This window comes from Intrasporangium sp. Soil_C_50 (genome assembly GCF_057656595.1).
Genome location: NZ_JBDGKB010000001.1, coordinates 1,108,398 through 1,124,824, shown reverse-complemented (window position 1 = coordinate 1,124,824; position 16,427 = coordinate 1,108,398). Strand labels below are relative to the sequence as shown.

The following is a 16,427-nucleotide window of genomic DNA, read 5'->3' as shown; positions in this document are numbered from 1 at the left end:
ACGAGCCACCCGACCGCCGGGGCGCCCGCTCATCCGGGGGGCCCGCTCCGGGGTGCCGGGGCGTTGAGGTCGTAGCGGATGCCGACGACCCGGATGCCGAAGCACAGCCCCGCGGCGACGAGAGCCGCCACGAGCCCCTGGGCGCCCAGCTCGTGCGCGGTGACCGTGGCGGTCGCGCCGACGAGGGCCGGGATCGCGTAGAGGCCGCTGCTCAGCACCGTCGGGACGTGCCCGATGAGGACGTCGCGCAGGGTTCCGCCGCCGACGCCGGTGATCGCCCCCAGCAGGACCGCCGGCAGCGGAGCCATCCCCGAGTCGAGCGCCTTGAGCGAACCCGTGACAGCGAACAGGCTCAGGCCCATCGCGTCGAAGATGTTGATGGACAAGGCGATCCGGTCGAATCGTGGGCCCAGGAAGAAGGCGAGGAGGGCGCCCACGGCGGCGACGACGAGGTAGCGCCAGTCGCTGAAGGTGGCCGGGGGCAACGACCCGATGAGCACATCGCGGATGATGCCCCCGCCCATCGCGGTGAACATTCCGAGCGCCACGACGCCGACGATGTCCAGGCGGGCCGCCCGGATGGCGGTGAGGGCTCCGTTGAGCGCGAACACGAAGGTGCCGGCGAGGTCGAGCACGAGCAGCAGGACGCTCGACGTGCTCATCGACGCGGTCGCCGAGCCGCTCATCGACGCGCTCAGCGTCCGAGCCAGGCCAGCGCGGCGACGACGAGGGCCGAGGTGCCGGTGTCGAGCGTCGGTTGCACGACGGGCGCGAAGAACGGGGAGTGGTTGACGGGGACGTCCTTGGCCACGGTGCCGGCCGCCGCGGCTGTGCGGTACGCGTCGGGGTCGGTGCCCCCGATGCCCCAGTAGGTGTACGGGACGCCGAGGGCGGAGGGCAGGTCGCTGAAGTCCTCGCTCGCGCTCTGCAGGGGCAGCTCGGTCGCGAGGTCGCCGAAGTGCTCGAGGAAGGCGGCTCGGACCCGCTGGGTCGTCGCGTCGTCGTTGACCGTGGGCGGGAACCGGTCGAAGAGCTCGAACTCCGGCTCGGCCGGCGAGTCGGAGGCCTGGCACTCGGCCACGACGATGCGGCGGACGGCCTCGAGGACGGAGGCGCGGGTCTGCTCGTCGTACGTGCGCACGTTGAGCTCGAGGACGGCGTGGTCGCCGATGACGTTGCTCTTCGTGCCCGACCGGATGCTGCCCACGGTGAGGACGGCCGGCGTCGTCGGCGCGACCTCGCGGGAGACGACCGTCTGCAGCCTGATGACGATCATCGCCGCCAGCACGACGGGGTCGACCGCAGCCTGCGGCATCGAGCCGTGCGCACCACGGCCGTGGACGGTGACGCGCATGCTGTCGGCCGCGGACAGCACCGCCCCCGCCCGGGTGCCGACCGTGCCGGCGACCCCCGGCAGGACGTGCTGCGCCAGCGCGACGTCCACAGACCCCACGAGCCCGGCGAGGCCGTCGTCGACCATCCGGCGTGCGCCGTCGCCGAGCTCCTCGGCCGGCTGGAACAGCGCGACGACGGTGCCGCTCCAGGCCTCGCGGTGCCGGGCGAGCAGGTCGGCCGCGCCGAGGAGGCAGGTGACGTGGACGTCGTGCCCGCACGCGTGCATCACCGGGACCGGCTCGGCGGCGTCGGTGGCCGACGCCGTGACCGTGCTCGAGTACGGCAGCCCGGTCGCCTCCTTCACCGGGAGCGCGTCCATGTCGGCGCGCAGCAGCACCGAGGGGCCGCCGCCGTTGCGCAGCAGGCCCACCACGCCCGTGCCACCGACGCCCTCGGTCACCTCGTAGCCGCTGCCGCGCAGCCGATCGGCGACGGTGGCCGCGGTCTGCCGCTCCTGGTGGGACAGCTCCGGGTGCTGGTGCAGGTGACGGTAGAAGTCCTCCTGCCAGGGCCGGCAGGTCTCGAGGTCGGACAGCACCGCTGCAACGGCGGACTCGGACATCGTCTTCCTCTCCTGCTGCTCCTGCGACGACTCCGTCCACCGTAGGCCTTCGGTCTGGGCGTCGGCCGGGTGAGGCAGCCGGCCGAACGACAGTGCTAGACCGAGCCCAGGGGACGGGGTGCGGTGGGCCAGCCGGTGTACGCCTCGGCGAGGTAGCGGGATCCGGCCTCCGACCCGGTCACCATGGACAGCTCGCCGAGCTGGCGGCGTCGGTCGAAGTCGCTGGCCCCCGGGACGGTGTGCAGCATGCTCGTCATCCAGTAGGAGAAGTGCTGGGCCTTCCAGACCCTCGACTGGGCCCGCGGGCTGTAGGTGTCGAGCACGTCCTTGTCGCCGGTCGTCACCGCCTGCTCGAGCACCTCGGCGAGCACCGCGACGTCGGCCAGGGCGAGGTTGAGGCCTTTCGCGCCGGTGGGCGGGACGGTGTGCGCCGCGTCGCCGGCGAGCAGCATGTTGCCGTGGCGCATCGGCTCGCAGACGAAGCTGCGGAAGCGCAGCACGGTCCGGTCGGTGATCGGGCCCTCCTTGAGGGTGAAGCCGTCGGGTCCGCTGACCCGGGCCTGCAGCTCCTCCCAGATGCGGTCGTCGCTCCAGGCGTCGACGTCCTCGTCGGGGTCGCACTGGAAGTACATGCGCTGCAGGGTCTCCGAGCGCTGGCTGATGAGGGCGAAGCCGCGGTCGGAGTGGGCGTAGACGAGCTCGGGTGCGCTGTGCGGGGCCTCGCAGAGGATGCCGAACCAGGCGAAGGGATACTCCTTCGAGAACTGCCGGCGCTGGGCCTCCGGGATCTCGTGGCGGCACATGCTGCGTGACCCGTCGGCCCCGACGAGGTAGTCGCACTCGACGACCTGCTCCACGCCGGAGGAGTCGGTGAAGTGGATCCGTGGCCGGTCGCCGAGCACGTCCTCGACGCGGGTGTCGGTGACGCCGAACCGGACGTCCGCGCCGTCGCGCTCCCGGGACGTCGCGAGGTCGATGAACACGTCGGTCTGGGGGTAGAGCCAGGCGGACTCGCCGACGAGGCCCTTGAAGTCGATGCGGTGGCCGACGCCGCCGAAGCGCAGCTCGATGCCGTCGTGCGCGTGGCCCTCTCGCAGCACACGGTCCGAGACGCCGGTGTCGACGAGCAGCCGCACGCTGTCGGCTTCGAGGATGCCGGCGCGCACCGTCTGCTCGATCTCCTGCCTGGAGCGGTTGTCGACGGCGACCGACTCGATGCCGGCCCGGTGCAGCAGGTGCGAGAGCATGAGCCCCGCCGGGCCGGCTCCCACGATGCCGACGGTGGTCCTCGTCGTGCCGGTCGTCGACGCGCTCATCGGTTCTCCTCGCTGGCTGTGCGGCGGTGGATCGACTTGTAGGTGACGTAGGCGGCGAGCCCTTCGAGGCCGTACTCGACGCCGAGCCCGGAGTCGTGGCGGCCGCCGAACGGTGCGCTGTGGTTCGAGGCGAAGAAGTTGATGCCGACCGAGCCGGTGTCCATCATCTCCGCCACCGCCTGGGCAGCAACCGGGTCGCTGGAGAAGACGAGCCCGCCGAGCCCGAAGCCGGTGTCGTTGGCGAGGGCCACTGCCTCCTCGACCGTCTCGTAGCGCAGCACCGTGATGACCGGGCCGAAGATCTCCTCGCGGGCGACCCGCATGTCAGGGGTGACGTCGGCGAGGACCGTCGGCTCGACGAAGTAGCCGTGCCCGTCGCGGGCTCGTCCCCCTGTGGTGACGCGCGCGCCCTCCTGGCGGGCCGACTCGAGGTGGCCGAGCACGCTGTCGTACTGGGCCTTGGTCGCGACCGGGCCGAAGACCGTCTCCTCGTCGAGGGGGTCGCCCTGGCGCCCCGCGCTGATCGTTCTCGTGACCATGTCGACGACCTCGTCGTAGCGCTCGCTCGGGGCGAGGATGCGGGTGCTGATGTAGCAGGTCTGGCCGGTGTTGCGCATGCACGACCGGATGAGGACCGCTGCCATGGCGTCGAGGTCGGCGTCCGGCAGGACCACCGCCGACGACTTGCCGCCGAGCTCGAGCGTGACCGGCCGGAGCAGCTCGCCGCAGGCGGCCGCGATCTTCCGGCCGACGGGCGTCGATCCGGTGAAGGCGACCTTGGCCGTCAGGGGGTGGCGGACCAGGGCGTCGCCGACCGCTCCCGACCCGGTGAGGAGGTTGACCACCCCCGCCGGCACCCCGGCCGCCTCGACGGCCTCGACGACGAAGCGGATCGACAGCGGCGTGGGCGAGGCCGGCTTGACGACGACGGTGCAGCCCGCCAGCAACGCGGGCGCGAGCTTGATCGCGACGAGGTTGATCGGGAAGTTCCACGGGGCGATGAGCACGCACACCCCGACGGGGTCGCGGCGTACGACCGACTCGGACCCCGCGAGGGCCGGGAACGGTCGGACGTCCTCGGCGTCGAGGTGGTCGGCGATACCGGCGAACCAGCGGAAGATGCCGGCGGCGTCGCCCGCCGCGCCACGGCTCTCGGACAGCGGCGTCCCGTTCTCCCGTGAGATCGTCAGCGCGAGGGGCTCGGCGCGCTTGTCGATCTCGTCGGCGATGCGCCGCAGGTGCTCGGCGCGTTCCGTGGCGGTGAGCCTCGGCCACGGGCCGCTGTGGAAGGCGCGGTCGGCGGCCGTCATCGCCGCCTCGACGTCCTCCGGCGTCGCGTCGGGGACCGAGCCCCAGACCTCCTCGGTGGCCGGGTCGACGACCTGGGTGCGGGCGTCACCGGTCGACGGCGTCCACCGACCGTCGATGTAGTGGTCGTCGACGTGGGTCCAGGGCAGGTCGAGGTCGGCTCGACGCAGGGTCATCGCAGCACGTCCGTCTTGAGCAGGGCGGTCGCCCGGTCGAGGGCTGCCGTCGCCATGGCGATGCCCGCCTCGGTGAGCAGCTCGGGGATGATCTCGGCGCGCAGCCGGTCGGTGTACGTCGCCGGGTCCATGCCGAACCAGCCCGAGGCGAGCGCGATGCCGGCCGGGTCGAAGCGCCACAGCCGGTCGGCGTCGCGCATCATGGCGTCCTCCAGGCTGTACGCCTCGTGCCGGGTGTCGTGGCCGTCGATGATGGCGCAGACGTCGTCGACGAACTGCTCGTCGTAGCCCAGCGGCGGCAGCACCTCGCGGGCGATGACGCAGCCCTGCTTCTCGTGCTCGAAGCGGATCGCGGCCTTGCGCCAGTCGCCGCCGAAGCCCTCGGAGATGATGCGGGTCTCGTCGACGCGGCCCCAGCCGGTGTCGTGGAGCAGGATCGCGACGCGCACGAGGCGCGCGTCCGCCTGGGGGTAGGCGCGGCAGAGCCGCTCGGCGTACGCGAGCGAGATCGGCAGGTGGATGTCGTTGCCGCGGGTGCGGGTCTCGGGGACGACGCTCCTCCACACGGGGTCGAGGTCGGCCCCGCCGGCGGGCGTCAGCGTGATCGGTGAGGTGTCCACGGGGCCGGCGGCAGCCACGGGTGTCTGGGGCAGGGGGTGAGTCATCGCGGGTCGTTCCTCGTGATCGACTTGAGCGGGGTGTCAGGGTCGGCAGCCTCATCCGGTGGGATCGAGGCGCCTTGTGCGAGAGCGGATTTCACCGCCATGAAGTCCAGTGGGGTGTTGACGCAGTCGGCGGCGATGATGCGCCCGCCGCGGTAGTAGAGGACGGAGAACTTCCCCCGGGCGTCGTCGCGGCGCACGATGGTGCGGTCGTGCCCGGAGCTGAGACCGGCGATCTGCAGCTTGAGGTCGCCCTGGTTGGACCAGAACCACGGGATGCCGGCGTACTCCTCCTGGCGTCCGGTGATCGAGTACGCGGCGACCTTGGCCTGCTCGACGGCGTTGTTGACGCTCTCGAACCGCACCCGGTCGCCCTCAGGCGCTCCCGGGACGGGGTTCGGCTGGTTGGCGACGTCGCCGAGCGCGAGGGTCACGCCGTCGGACGCGACGGCGTACCGGTCGACGACGATGCCGTTGTCGCACCTCAGGCCGATGCTCTCGGCGAGCTCGGTGTTCGGCACGACCCCGACGCCGACGAGCACGAGGTCGGCAGGAATGCTCCGGCCGTCGACCTCCACGCCGCCGACGCGGTCGCCTCGCTCGGCCCGCGGCGTGATGCGGTCCACCGTCGCGTCGAGGATGACGCCGATGCCGGCCGCCGCATGGTGGGCCCGGAGGAACTCCGCCGTCTCGTCGCCGACGGCGCGGCCGACGAGGCGGGGCCCGGCCTCGACGAGCGTGACGGTCTTGCCGAGCTTGCGCAGGCTCGCGGCGGCCTCGATGCCGATGAAGCCGCCGCCGATGACGACGACGTCCTGGACCGCCGGGACGCGAGCCTTCAGCTCGAGGGCGTCGTCGGCGTTGCGGAGGTAGAGCACCCCCGGCAGGTCCGCCCCGGGGAGCGAGAGGCGTCGGGCGCGGGCGCCGACGGTGAGCGCGAGCCGGTCGAACGGGAACTGCGCCCCGGAGATCGCGTGCGCCACCCCGGAGCCGTCGGCCGCCTTGTCGATGCGCACGACCCGCTCGTTCTTGACCACCGTGATGCGGTGCTCGTCCCAGTACTCCTGGGTGCGGAAGATCAGCGACTCCTTGGTGATGACGTCCTGGAGGAACTCCTTGGACAGGGCCGGCCGCTGGTAGGGACGGTGGTTCTCCTCGCCGAGCAGGGTGATCGGGCCGTCGTGGCCGAGAGCCCGCAGCGACACCGCGAGCTGCACCCCTGCCTGGGACGAGCCGATGATGAGCAGGCCGGACATGTCAGACCTGCGTCTCGGGGGTCGTGACGTGCAGGTCCATGTCGTCGACGACCTTGATCTGGCACGAGAGCCGCGAGGTCGGGCCGCGGTCGACCGCCGCGCCGTAGAGCATCTCGTCCTCCATGTCCTCCATCGGCGGGAGGGCGGCGAAGTCGGAGTCCGCGACGAAGACGTGGCAGGTGGCGCAGGACAGCGACCCGCCGCACTCCGCCACGATGCCGGGCACACCGTTGCGCACCGCGGTCTCCATGACGGAGTCCCCGACGGTGGCCGTGACGGTGCGCGCGTCGCCGGCGGTGTCGGTGTAGGTGATCTGTGCCATGGGTCTGCTCCTGTGGTCGGGTCGCTGGTGTCGCTGTCGCTGGTCGGAGGACTCGTCAGATGAACTGGCGGCCGCCGTCGACGACGAGGGTCTGGCCGCTCATGTACGCGCTGTCCGGGCCGGCGAGGAAGAGCGCGGCGCCGACGATGTCCTCGGGCTGGCTCGACCGCCGCAGGGCACCGCGGTCGACGCCGTACTGCTCGGCGTTCTCCATGAGGCCGAGGCTCGCCTCGGTGAGGGTGAAGCCCGGCGCGATGGCGTTGACGGTGATGCCGCGCCGGCCCAGCTCCTTGGCCATGACCCGGGTCATCGCGATGACCCCGCCCTTGGAGGCGACGTAGTGCAGCCACTGCTCGGACCCGCTGTAGACGGTGGCCGACGCGAGGTTGACGACGCTGCCACCTTCGGGCAGGTAGGGGCTGCAGGCCCGCACCACGAGCCAGGGGCCCTTGAGGTTGACCGCCATGACGGTGTCCCACTCGTCGGGGTCGATGTCCTCGAGCAGCGACCGGTTGAGGGTTGCGTACACGGCGGCGTTGTTGACGACGACGTCGATGCGGCCGCTGCCGAACGCTGCGACCTCCCGCGCCAGCCCCTCGGTCGAGGCTGCCGACGTCACGTCGACCGTTCCGTGCCAGGCCTTTCCGCCCGCGTCCTCGATGAGGCGCGCGGTCTCGGCCACACCGTCGGCGTTGATGTCGGCGACGGCGACGCGGTAGCCGCGCTCGGCGAACCCGAGGGCGAAGCTGCGGCCGAGCCCCCCGGCCGCGCCCGTGACGAGCACGGTGCGGTCGGAGGCGTCGGTGCGCTCCCCGGTGGTGCCGGAGGTGGGGGTGGGGTCGGTCACGACGGCTCAGTCCTCGAGCAGCTCGACGCGGCCGGTGTTGCCGTCGACCCGGATGCGCTGGCCGGTGCGGATCGTCGTCGACCCGTTGCCGGTGCCGGTGACGGCAGGGAGGGCGTACTCGCGGCAGACGATGGCGGCGTGGCTCATCATGCCGCCGATGTCGGTGACGGTCGCCCTGATCTTGCCGAAGATCGGGCCCCACGAGGGTGCGGTGATCGTGGCGACGAGGATCTCGCCCTCCTGCACCTCGCCGAGCTGGTCGGCGTGGGTGATCACGCGCGCCAGGCCCTCGGCGACGCCCGGGGAGGCGGCCATACCGGTGATCGTGCCCGACTCGGCGGAGTCGTCGTCCCCGAGCCACTGCTGCACCTGCTCGGTCGTGATGCCGTAGAGCATCATCGTGAACGGCTCGGTGATCTCGGCCGGCGGCGTGTTGAGGGCCGGCTGGGGGCGCTGGCTCGACAAGGCGTCGATGATGCCGCGTCGGCGCTCGATCTCCTGCGGCCAGTAGTGCGGCCCGGTCGGCTCGGCGCCCACGGCCCAGCCTGTGACGAGGTCGAAGATCGCGTCGCGCACCTCGCCGCGGGTCAGGTAGAGCAGGTCGCTCTCGTCGGCCCAGAAGCCGGCGTCGGCGAAGACGCGGCCGAGCTGGCGGACCTTGCGCCAGAAGACGCCCATCGTCCAGTGCTCGATGTAGAAGTTGTGGTTCTCGACGTAGGGGTAGGCGGTCGCCGCCAGACCGACCTTGGCGTCGAACTCGCCGACCAGGTCGGCCGGCACCAGGTCGCGGTACTCCTGGACGACCCGGTCGCGCTCGGCGACGAGCTCGTCGACGGGGCGCAGGATCTGGTGGCCCTCCTCGACGCGGCGCACGTAGTCCTTGATGTAGCCGAGGGGGATCTCGAGGTGCTCGATCCAGTACTTGTCGTGGCCGTAGAAGCCGTTGCCGACGGTGAAGTTGAACCACGGGTCCTGGGCCTCGGTCCACGCGGCGAGCCAATCGCCGCCGCCGTCGAGGGCGGCGATCCGGTCGAGGGTGCCCTGCACGTCGTCGGTGTCGGAGAACGCCGGCTGCAGGCCCTTCTCCACGGCGAGCAGGGCGAGCTTCTTGAGCTCGTCGTCCGGGCGGAAGAGCTCCATGTCGACGCCCTGCACCATCTTGGCGATCGACTGGTCGGGGATGCCGGGGAAGAGCTGCTTGCAGAAGCCGAAGAAGTCGAGGTAGGCGAGGTAGCCGAGGTTGAGGAACTCGAAGTGGTACTGCCAGTTCTGGTAGCAGAGCTGGATGAGCCGGTCGTAGCTCTCCATGAGCTTCTCCGACCCGTCCTTGGCGACGCCGGCGAGGATGTCCTCGAAGGGCACGGCGTCCGGCAGCGACTCGAACGAGAGAGTCTCCATCTCGGCGATGGTGTCGCGCACCTTGGACTGCCAGGCCTCGAGCAGGCTGTCCCAGTTCTGGAAGTAGTGCCCGGCCCGGCGCTCGAACTCGGGGACGCGGGCGGCGACCTCCGCCTCCGGCACGGGCACCGGGCTCATGTAGAGGTAGCCGAGGTGGATCTTGAACTCGATGCCGTTGGCGGGCGGGATGAGCAGGTGCCGGGTGTTGTACTGCCCGAGGCACTTGACCGCGAACTCGCCGCCGATCGTCTCGAAGGGCTTGAACACGGTCGGCCAGTGCTGGCTGTCGCAGAACCAGAACTTCTCGTCCTCGTCGCCGCTGAGGTTCCGGAACGACAGGAAGTACGGGTAGAGGTCCTCCCAGCCCTCGGCCCCGGGCGGCACGGACAGCTCGGACGGCTTCGGGAAGGACTTCATCGGGGGCGCGGGTGTGGCGGGAGCGGGCGCCTGGGCGGCGGTGAGGTCTGCGGTCATGTCGGGACTTCCTTGTCGCGAGTGGGAAACGCATGAGTGGGTCGGCGGAGCGTGGGCCGGGGGCGTCGGCCTGTGGGGCCGGGGATGGGCGTGACGCGGGACGTCGGCGTCAGCGGCCGGACTGGCCACCGGTGAGGCGCGAGGTCATGCCGGAGAGGCTGAACCCCGGCGTCGCCGCAGCCGGTGCGGCAGGGGCGGGGGCCGCGGCCTTCTGGGCTTCGGCACCCGCGCCGGTCGTGGCCGCGGAGGAATGGACGGTCTCCGGGCGAGCCTGCAGGAGAAGCAGGTCGGAGCCGTCGGGCAGGTCGCGGTCGAAGGCCCACTCGACGTCCTGAGGACAGCCGTAGTGCTTCTCGGCGGCCTTCGCCATGGTGGCGACGGCGGTCACCTGCTCCGGGGTCAGGCTGAGCCGAGCCCGACGCGCGTCCTCCACGTCGCGCTCGACGAGCCGGCCCAGCGCGAAGTCGGGGACGAGCTCGGCGTGCTTGTCACCGATCGTCTGGCTCACCGTGGACAGGACGACCTTGTCGACGACGATGTTGTCGGGGGTCACCTGGCCGGAGACGACCATCTCGCCGACACCGTAGGACGAGTCGATCGTCACCTTCGACCGGTCGCCGTTGGTCGGGTTCATCGTCATGGCGACGCCGGACACCGCGGAGTTGACCATCTTCTGCACGGCCACGGCCATCGACAGGCCCTCGTCGGTGATGTCGTTCTTGAGGCGGTAGAGGATGGCCCGGCTCGTGTAGAGCGAGGCCCAGCAGGCGCGGATGTGCTGCAGAACCGTGTCGATGCCGGTCAGCCACAGGTAGGTGTCCTGCTGGCCGGCGAAGCTCGCCCCGGGAAGGTCCTCGGCGGTCGCGGACGAGCGCACGGCGACCGGCACCTCGGACTCGAACCGCGACTGGAGCTGCTCGTACGCCGCGACGATCGGCGCGTGCACCTCGGGCGGCACCGGCCGCGAGCAGATCGCGTCGCGGATCGAGGCCGACACGGAGTCGACCGCGGAGACGTCATCGGGCGAGAGCGAGGCGAGCTTGTGCGCGATCTCGGTGGCGATGCCGGCTGCCTCGACGAACCGGTCGTAGGCGAGCGTCGTGACGGCGAAGCCGGGTGGCACGGGCATGCCGGCGGCGGTCATGGTGACGAGCGAGGCGCACTTCCCGCCGAGCAGCTCGTGGCGGGGCTCGGCACCGCCGTCGAAGAACTGGACGTACGCGTCGGGGGTGGTGGTCATGTCAGGCCTCCCAGGTGACGGGGACGGCGAGGGGGACGCGGAAGGACAGGTTGTCGCCGAAGTGGACCGGCTCGTCCTGCACCGGGCGCAGCCCGGGCGCCAGGCGCGCGACCTCCTCGACGGCGATCTTGGCCTGGAGCTTGGCGAGCATGTTGCCCAGGCAGTAGTGGATGCCGAACCCGAACGCGAGGTGCTCGCGGGCGTTCGGACGGGAGATGTCGAACGACTCGGCGTCGTCGAACCGGGACTCGTCGCGGTTGGCCGAGCCCATGACGAGCAGGATGTTCGCGCCTTCGGGGACATCGACGCCGCCGATCGTGGCCGCCCGCGTGGCGCGGCGGCGCCAGGCCACGATCGAGGGGCTGAACCGCAGCACCTCGTCGACGGCGGCGGCGATGCGGCTCGGGTCGGCGACCACCTGCTGCCACTGGTCGGGGTGGGCGAGCAGCACGCGCAGGGTGTTGGCGATGAGGGTCGTCGTGGTCTCGTGCCCGGCGAAGAGCAGGCTGTAGCAGATCGAGGCGATCTCGTGGTCGGTGATCGGGTCGCCGTCCTGCTGGGCACGCACGAGGTCGCCGACGAGGCTGTCGGGCTGGGTCTCGTGGGCCTCGGCGACGAGGCGAAGGCACTCCTGCCAGTACTCGACGAGGTTGTGCGCGTGCGGCACCTGCTCGTCGTCGGACAGGTCGCCCCACGTCATCGCGGCGCGCGAGTCGGACCACCGCTTGTACGTGTCGACCTGCGACACGTCGGCGCCGATGAGGGTGAGGATGGTGACCGTCGGCACGGTGTAGGCCAGGTCGCGGACGAGGTCGGCCCGACGCCCCGGGCGGGCGAGGAAGGCCTCGACCTGGGCGTCGACGTTGGCGCGGATCGTCGGCTCGAGGGCCTTGTAGCGACGCGGCGTGAAGGCCTTCGCGACGACCTTGCGGATGCGGGTGTGCTCCGGGGGGACCCGGGCCGACAGGCCGGAGTACGCCGTGAACCCGCCCTCCTTCATGATCCGCGCGGCCTCGGGACCGCGCTCGCGGACCGGGGCCTGCGCGTTCTCGCTGCTGAAGGTCTCCCAGTCGTCGAAGACGGCCTTGACGTCGTCGTAGCGGGTCACCACCCAGTAGCCGATCCGCTCGTCGTACATGACCGGCTCCTCCTGACGCAGCTGCGCGTAGGCCGGGAACGGGTCGTCGAGCTTGAAGGGCTCGTAGCCGTGGTGGACCGGGCAGCCGGCCTGCGCCGTGGGGATCTCCGTCGTCTTCGACATGCCCTCATCGTGGCCCCGTGCGGAGACGCCGGACAACGGCCGACTTCCACTGGACGGAAGTGACTTCACGACGCCCTCCACCGGGACACGGCCGGCTCGATGCGCGCCGCGACGCCGCGCAGGGTGGGCAGGTAGCGCACCATGCGGTCGGCCTGGGTGGAGAGCATGACGAGGCCGATCGAGGCCGGGACGCGCCCGTCGCCCGCCTGGACGGGGACGGCGATCGAGCACGACCCCGGGCGCACCTCCTCGTACGTCGTGGCATAGCCCTGCTCGCGGATGGTGTCGAGCTCGGCCAGCAGGCGCGTGGGGTTGATGTGGGTGCGCCGGGTGGGTGCCTCCAGGTCGCGGGCGACGTAGGCGTCACGGACCCACGGCTCCTCGAACGCGAGGAGCACCTTCCCGACCGCCGTGGCGTGCAGGGGCAGCCTCCCGCCGACGCGCGAGGCGCGGGGGACGCGCTTGGAGCTGTAGATCCGGTCGATGTAGAGGGCCTCGTGGCCCTCGCGCACCGCGAGGTGGGCCGTCTCCTGCGTCAGCGAGAAGAGGTCCTGCAGGTAGGGCCGCGCCGCGTCGCGCAGCTCGCGCTGGGCGTTCTGGGCGATCTCCCACAGGCGCAGCCCCACGGCGTACCTGCCGTGCTCGTCGCGCTCGAGGGCGCCCCAGTCGACGAGCTCGGCGACGAGCCGGTGGGCGGTCGGCAGCGGCAGCTCGGCCCGCTCGGCCAGCTGCGTCAGCGACAGCGGACCGGGCGCGCTCTCGAAGGCGGCCAGGAGGGCCAGCGCCTTGCTCGTGACGGTGCGCCCCGGCGTGGAGGAGTCCTCGCCCCGACCGGCCATGCTCAGCCCAGGGCGATGCGCTGGGGGAGCGTGTCGGCGCCCGCGACGGCCGACAGGGCGCGCGCCATGGTGCGCGCGGCGTCGGTGAACAGGTGGTCGTGGACGCGCGCGTCGATGAGACGGTGGGCCTGCGCCCGGCTCAGACCGAACCAGTCCATGACGGTGTCGACGCCGTGCGGCGTGAGGCGCCAGAGCTTGTCGGCGTCCTTGACGATCGCGTCCTCGACCGAGAGGGCCTCCCGGCGGCTGTCGTGGCCGTCGACGATCTCGACGACCCGGGCCGCGCGGGTGGCGTCGTGGCCCACGTCGGCGAGGATGGCCGCAGCGATGCGCGCGCCCTCCTTCTCGTGGCGCAGGACCGTCTCGCGGTTGCCGGCGCCCGGGGCGATCGCCGCGAGGACATCGGACTCCGGCACCTGCGACCACCCGGTGTCGTGCAGCAGGATCGCGGGCAGCACGACCTCGGGGTCCGCCTCCGGGTGGTGCCCGAGGAGCGCACGGGCGAGCCCGTGCGCATAGAGGGTGTGCACGTCGTTGTCGCGCACGGCGAGGTACGTCGCGGCGCGCTGCCAGATGTCGACGTGGTGGGGGTCGAGGGTGGCGCCGGTGGGGTCGGGGACGAACCGGGAGACGTCCTGGCCGTAGTGGTTGGCACGGGGCTCGAGCTTGGGCAGCACGCCGCCATTGCACCGCGGCCCGGGCCGCGCGGACAAGGGGCCGGTTCCACCCAGTGGAAGTGGACCGGGGTCGGTCGGGGATCGTCCGGGTCGGATGGCGGTGGTCAGGCGGTGCCGACGGCGGACGGGAGCCCGAGCCGTTCGCGCAGCTCGCGGACGCTCGAGCCGTACGTGGCGAGGAGGTCGACGCCGCCGGGGCCGACCCGGAAGACGCCGTGGTCGGTGTACACCCGGCTGACGCAGCCGACGCCGGTGAGCGGGTAGGTGCAGCGTGGGACGAGCTTGGGCGTGCCGTCCTTGCCGAACAGCCGCATCATGACGAAGACCTGCTTCGCGCCGATGGCCAGGTCCATCGCCCCGCCGACGGCTGGGATGGACCCGGGTTCGCCGGTGTCCCAGTTGGCGAGGTCGCCGTCGAAGGAGACCTGGAACGCGCCGAGCACGCACACGTCGAGGTGGCCGCCGCGCATCATCGCGAAGGAGTCGGCGTGGTGGAAGTAGGAGGCGCCGGGCAGCTCGGTCACCGGCACCTTGCCGGCATTGGTGAGGTCGGCGTCCACGTCGTCGCCCGACGCCGCCGGACCCATGTTGAGCATCCCGTTCTCGGTGTGCAGGACGACGCCCTGCTCGGCGGTGAGGTGGTCGGCGATCTTCGTCGGCTGCCCGATGCCGAGGTTGACGAACGACCCGTCCGGGATGTCCGCGGCCATCACCGCGGCCAGCTCGTCCATCGACAGCGGTCCGCGGTCGAGGTGCTCGGTGGCGGTCATCAGCGGGCTCCCTGGACGGTGTAGTGGCGGGCCTCGACCCGGACGACGCGGTCGACGAAGATCGACGGCGTGACGACGGCCTCCGGGTCGAGCGCACCGGTCTCGGCGATCTCGGAGACCTGGACGATCGTCGTGTCGGCGGCGGTGGCCATGACGGGCCCGAAGTTGCGGGCGGTCTTGCGGTACACGAGGTTTCCCATCCGGTCGGCCCGGTGCGCCGAGACGAGGGCGTAGTCGCCGCGGATGGGCAGCTCGAGCAGGTACTCGCGCCCGTCGATGACCCGTGACTCCTTGCCCTCGGCGAGTGGGGTGCCCACCGCCGTGGGGGAGTAGAAGCCGCCGATGCCGGCACCGGCCGCCCGCATCCGCTCGGCGAGGTTGCCCTGGGGGACGACCTCGAGCTCGACGCGTCCGGTGCGGTAGAGGTCGTCGAAGACGTAGGAGTCGACCTGTCGCGGGAACGAGCAGACGACCTTGCGGACGCGTCCGGCCTTGAGCAGGGCCGCGAGGCCCACCTCGCCGTTGCCCGCGTTGTTGGCCACGACGGTCAGGTCGGTCGCGCCCTGGCGGATCAGGGCGTCGATGAGGTCGAAGGGCATCCCGGCGAGCCCGAAACCGCCGACGAGCACGGTCGAGCCGTCCTCGATGCCCTCGACCGCCGCGTCGGCGGTGTCGAGGATGGTGGTCCGGCCCATCAGCTCGCCTCGACGTTCTCGAGCACGACGGCCAGGCCCTGGCCGACGCCGATGCAGATCGCCGCGACACCCCAGCGCTCGCTGCGCTCGCGGAGCACCTTGGCGAGGGTGCCGACGATGCGGCCCCCGGAGGCGCCGAGCGGGTGACCGATGGCGATGGCGCCACCGCGGGTGTTGACGATGTCGGGGTCGACCTTCCACGCGTCGAGGCAGGCCAGCGACTGCACCGCGAAGGCCTCGTTGAGCTCGACCGCTCCGACGGCGTCCCAGCCGATGCCGGCCCGCTCGAGCGCACGGTTCGCGGCCTCGACCGGCGCGTACCCGAACTCCTGCGGCGTCAGGGCGAAGGCGGCGCGGCCGGCGATGCGGGCCAGCGGGCTCGTGCCGATGGCGTCCGCCGCGGCCTCGGAGCCGAGCAGGACGGCCGACGCGCCGTCGCTCAGGGGGGAGGCGTTGCCCGCGGTGATGGTGCCGTCCTTGCGGAAGGAGGGCTTGAGGGTCGCGAGCGTGTCGACCGTGCTGCCGGGGCGGATGCTCTCGTCGCGGGTCAGCTCGGACCCCTCGAGCGGGACGACGAGGTCGTCGTAGAAGCCGTCCTCCCACGCCTGGTGCGCGAGGGTGTGCGACCGGGCGGCGAACTCGTCCTGCCGCTCGCGCGAGATGCCGAACCTCTCCTGCAGCTGCTCGTTGGCCTCGCCGAGCGAGACGGTCCACGCCGGGTTCATCCGGGGGTTGACGAGTCGCCAGCCGAGGGCGGTCGAGACCGCGGTCAGGTCGCCGGCGGGGAAGGGCCGCGACGGCTTGGGCATGACCCACGGGGCGCGCGTCATCGACTCGACGCCTCCGGTGAGCACGATGTCGGCGTCCCCGGTCTCGATGGCCCGGGAGCCGACGTGGACGGCGTCGAGGCTCGACCCGCACAGCCGGTTGACGGTCGTGCCGGGCACGCTGACCGGCATGCCGGCCAGCAGCGCCGCCATGCGGCCGACGTTGCGGTTCTCCTCACCGGCGCCGTTGGCGTTGCCCCACACGACGTCGTCGACGCGGGCCGGGTCGAGCCCGGGCGTACGCGACAAAATGGACGAGATGGCGTGGGCGGCGAGGTCGTCGGGGCGGGTCCCGGCGAGGCTGCCGTTGAACTTGCCGAAGGGGGTGCGGATGGCTGCATAGACGAACGAGGTCACGGTGCGAGCCTACGAGGCCGATTCGATATCGTGAAGTATCAAGAT

The 16,427-nt window shown here is 71.8% G+C and carries 16 protein-coding genes; all 16 read right to left on the bottom strand.

What is annotated here, in order from left to right:
- Positions 1 to 29: 29 nt before the first annotated feature.
- Positions 30 to 686, bottom strand: coding sequence for a trimeric intracellular cation channel family protein (locus AC3A5R_RS05215; RefSeq protein WP_487619668.1), 657 nt, complete (start codon positions 684 to 686; stop codon positions 30 to 32).
- Positions 687 to 694: 8 nt separating this feature from the next.
- Positions 695 to 1,957, bottom strand: a complete 1,263-nt coding sequence (locus tag AC3A5R_RS05210) for an amidohydrolase (protein WP_487619667.1) — start codon at positions 1,955 to 1,957, stop codon at positions 695 to 697.
- Positions 1,958 to 2,052: 95 nt separating this feature from the next.
- The gene (locus AC3A5R_RS05205) at positions 2,053 to 3,273 is read right to left on the bottom strand and encodes a 4-hydroxybenzoate 3-monooxygenase (protein ID WP_487619666.1); all 1,221 of its coding nucleotides are present in this window, start codon (positions 3,271 to 3,273) and stop codon (positions 2,053 to 2,055) included.
- Positions 3,270 to 4,757 (bottom strand): aldehyde dehydrogenase family protein, encoded by a 1,488-nt coding sequence (locus tag AC3A5R_RS05200; protein ID WP_487619665.1) that lies wholly within the window; start codon positions 4,755 to 4,757, stop codon positions 3,270 to 3,272. The genes AC3A5R_RS05205 and AC3A5R_RS05200 overlap by 4 nt, the downstream gene beginning before the upstream one ends.
- Complete coding sequence (locus AC3A5R_RS05195) at positions 4,754 to 5,422, bottom strand: HD domain-containing protein (RefSeq protein ID WP_487619664.1); 669 nt, start codon at positions 5,420 to 5,422, stop codon at positions 4,754 to 4,756. The genes AC3A5R_RS05200 and AC3A5R_RS05195 overlap by 4 nt, the downstream gene beginning before the upstream one ends.
- On the bottom strand, positions 5,419 to 6,675 hold the full coding sequence (locus tag AC3A5R_RS05190; RefSeq protein ID WP_487619663.1) for an NAD(P)/FAD-dependent oxidoreductase: 1,257 nt from the start codon (positions 6,673 to 6,675) through the stop codon (positions 5,419 to 5,421). Before AC3A5R_RS05190 ends, AC3A5R_RS05195 begins: the two co-directional genes overlap by 4 nt.
- A 1-nt stretch (position 6,676) precedes the next feature.
- The gene (locus tag AC3A5R_RS05185) at positions 6,677 to 6,997 is read right to left on the bottom strand and encodes a 2Fe-2S iron-sulfur cluster-binding protein (RefSeq protein ID WP_487619662.1); all 321 of its coding nucleotides are present in this window, start codon (positions 6,995 to 6,997) and stop codon (positions 6,677 to 6,679) included.
- Positions 6,998 to 7,052: 55 nt separating this feature from the next.
- Positions 7,053 to 7,844, bottom strand: a complete 792-nt coding sequence (locus tag AC3A5R_RS05180; RefSeq protein WP_487619661.1) for an SDR family NAD(P)-dependent oxidoreductase — start codon at positions 7,842 to 7,844, stop codon at positions 7,053 to 7,055.
- Positions 7,845 to 7,850: 6 nt separating this feature from the next.
- On the bottom strand, positions 7,851 to 9,716 hold the full coding sequence (locus AC3A5R_RS05175; protein WP_487619660.1) for a PEP-utilizing enzyme: 1,866 nt from the start codon (positions 9,714 to 9,716) through the stop codon (positions 7,851 to 7,853).
- A gap of 109 nt (positions 9,717 to 9,825) precedes the next feature.
- The gene (locus tag AC3A5R_RS05170; RefSeq protein WP_487619659.1) at positions 9,826 to 10,956 is read right to left on the bottom strand and encodes a PEP/pyruvate-binding domain-containing protein; all 1,131 of its coding nucleotides are present in this window, start codon (positions 10,954 to 10,956) and stop codon (positions 9,826 to 9,828) included.
- A gap of 1 nt (position 10,957) precedes the next feature.
- A complete protein-coding gene (locus AC3A5R_RS05165) occupies positions 10,958 to 12,217 on the bottom strand; it encodes a cytochrome P450 (RefSeq protein ID WP_487619658.1) in 1,260 nt (419 codons plus the stop codon).
- A gap of 65 nt (positions 12,218 to 12,282) precedes the next feature.
- Complete coding sequence (locus AC3A5R_RS05160; protein ID WP_487619657.1) at positions 12,283 to 13,056, bottom strand: IclR family transcriptional regulator; 774 nt, start codon at positions 13,054 to 13,056, stop codon at positions 12,283 to 12,285.
- 2 nt (positions 13,057 to 13,058) lie between these two features.
- Entirely contained in the window at positions 13,059 to 13,733 is a 675-nt protein-coding gene (locus AC3A5R_RS05155; RefSeq protein ID WP_487619656.1) for an HD domain-containing protein, read from the bottom strand.
- 104 nt (positions 13,734 to 13,837) lie between these two features.
- A complete protein-coding gene (locus tag AC3A5R_RS05150) occupies positions 13,838 to 14,503 on the bottom strand; it encodes a CoA-transferase (RefSeq protein ID WP_487619655.1) in 666 nt (221 codons plus the stop codon).
- Complete coding sequence (locus tag AC3A5R_RS05145; RefSeq protein WP_487619654.1) at positions 14,503 to 15,198, bottom strand: 3-oxoacid CoA-transferase subunit A; 696 nt, start codon at positions 15,196 to 15,198, stop codon at positions 14,503 to 14,505. Before AC3A5R_RS05145 ends, AC3A5R_RS05150 begins: the two co-directional genes overlap by 1 nt.
- Positions 15,198 to 16,382, bottom strand: coding sequence for a thiolase family protein (locus AC3A5R_RS05140; protein WP_487619653.1), 1,185 nt, complete (start codon positions 16,380 to 16,382; stop codon positions 15,198 to 15,200). Before AC3A5R_RS05140 ends, AC3A5R_RS05145 begins: the two co-directional genes overlap by 1 nt.
- Positions 16,383 to 16,427: the final 45 nt, after the last annotated feature.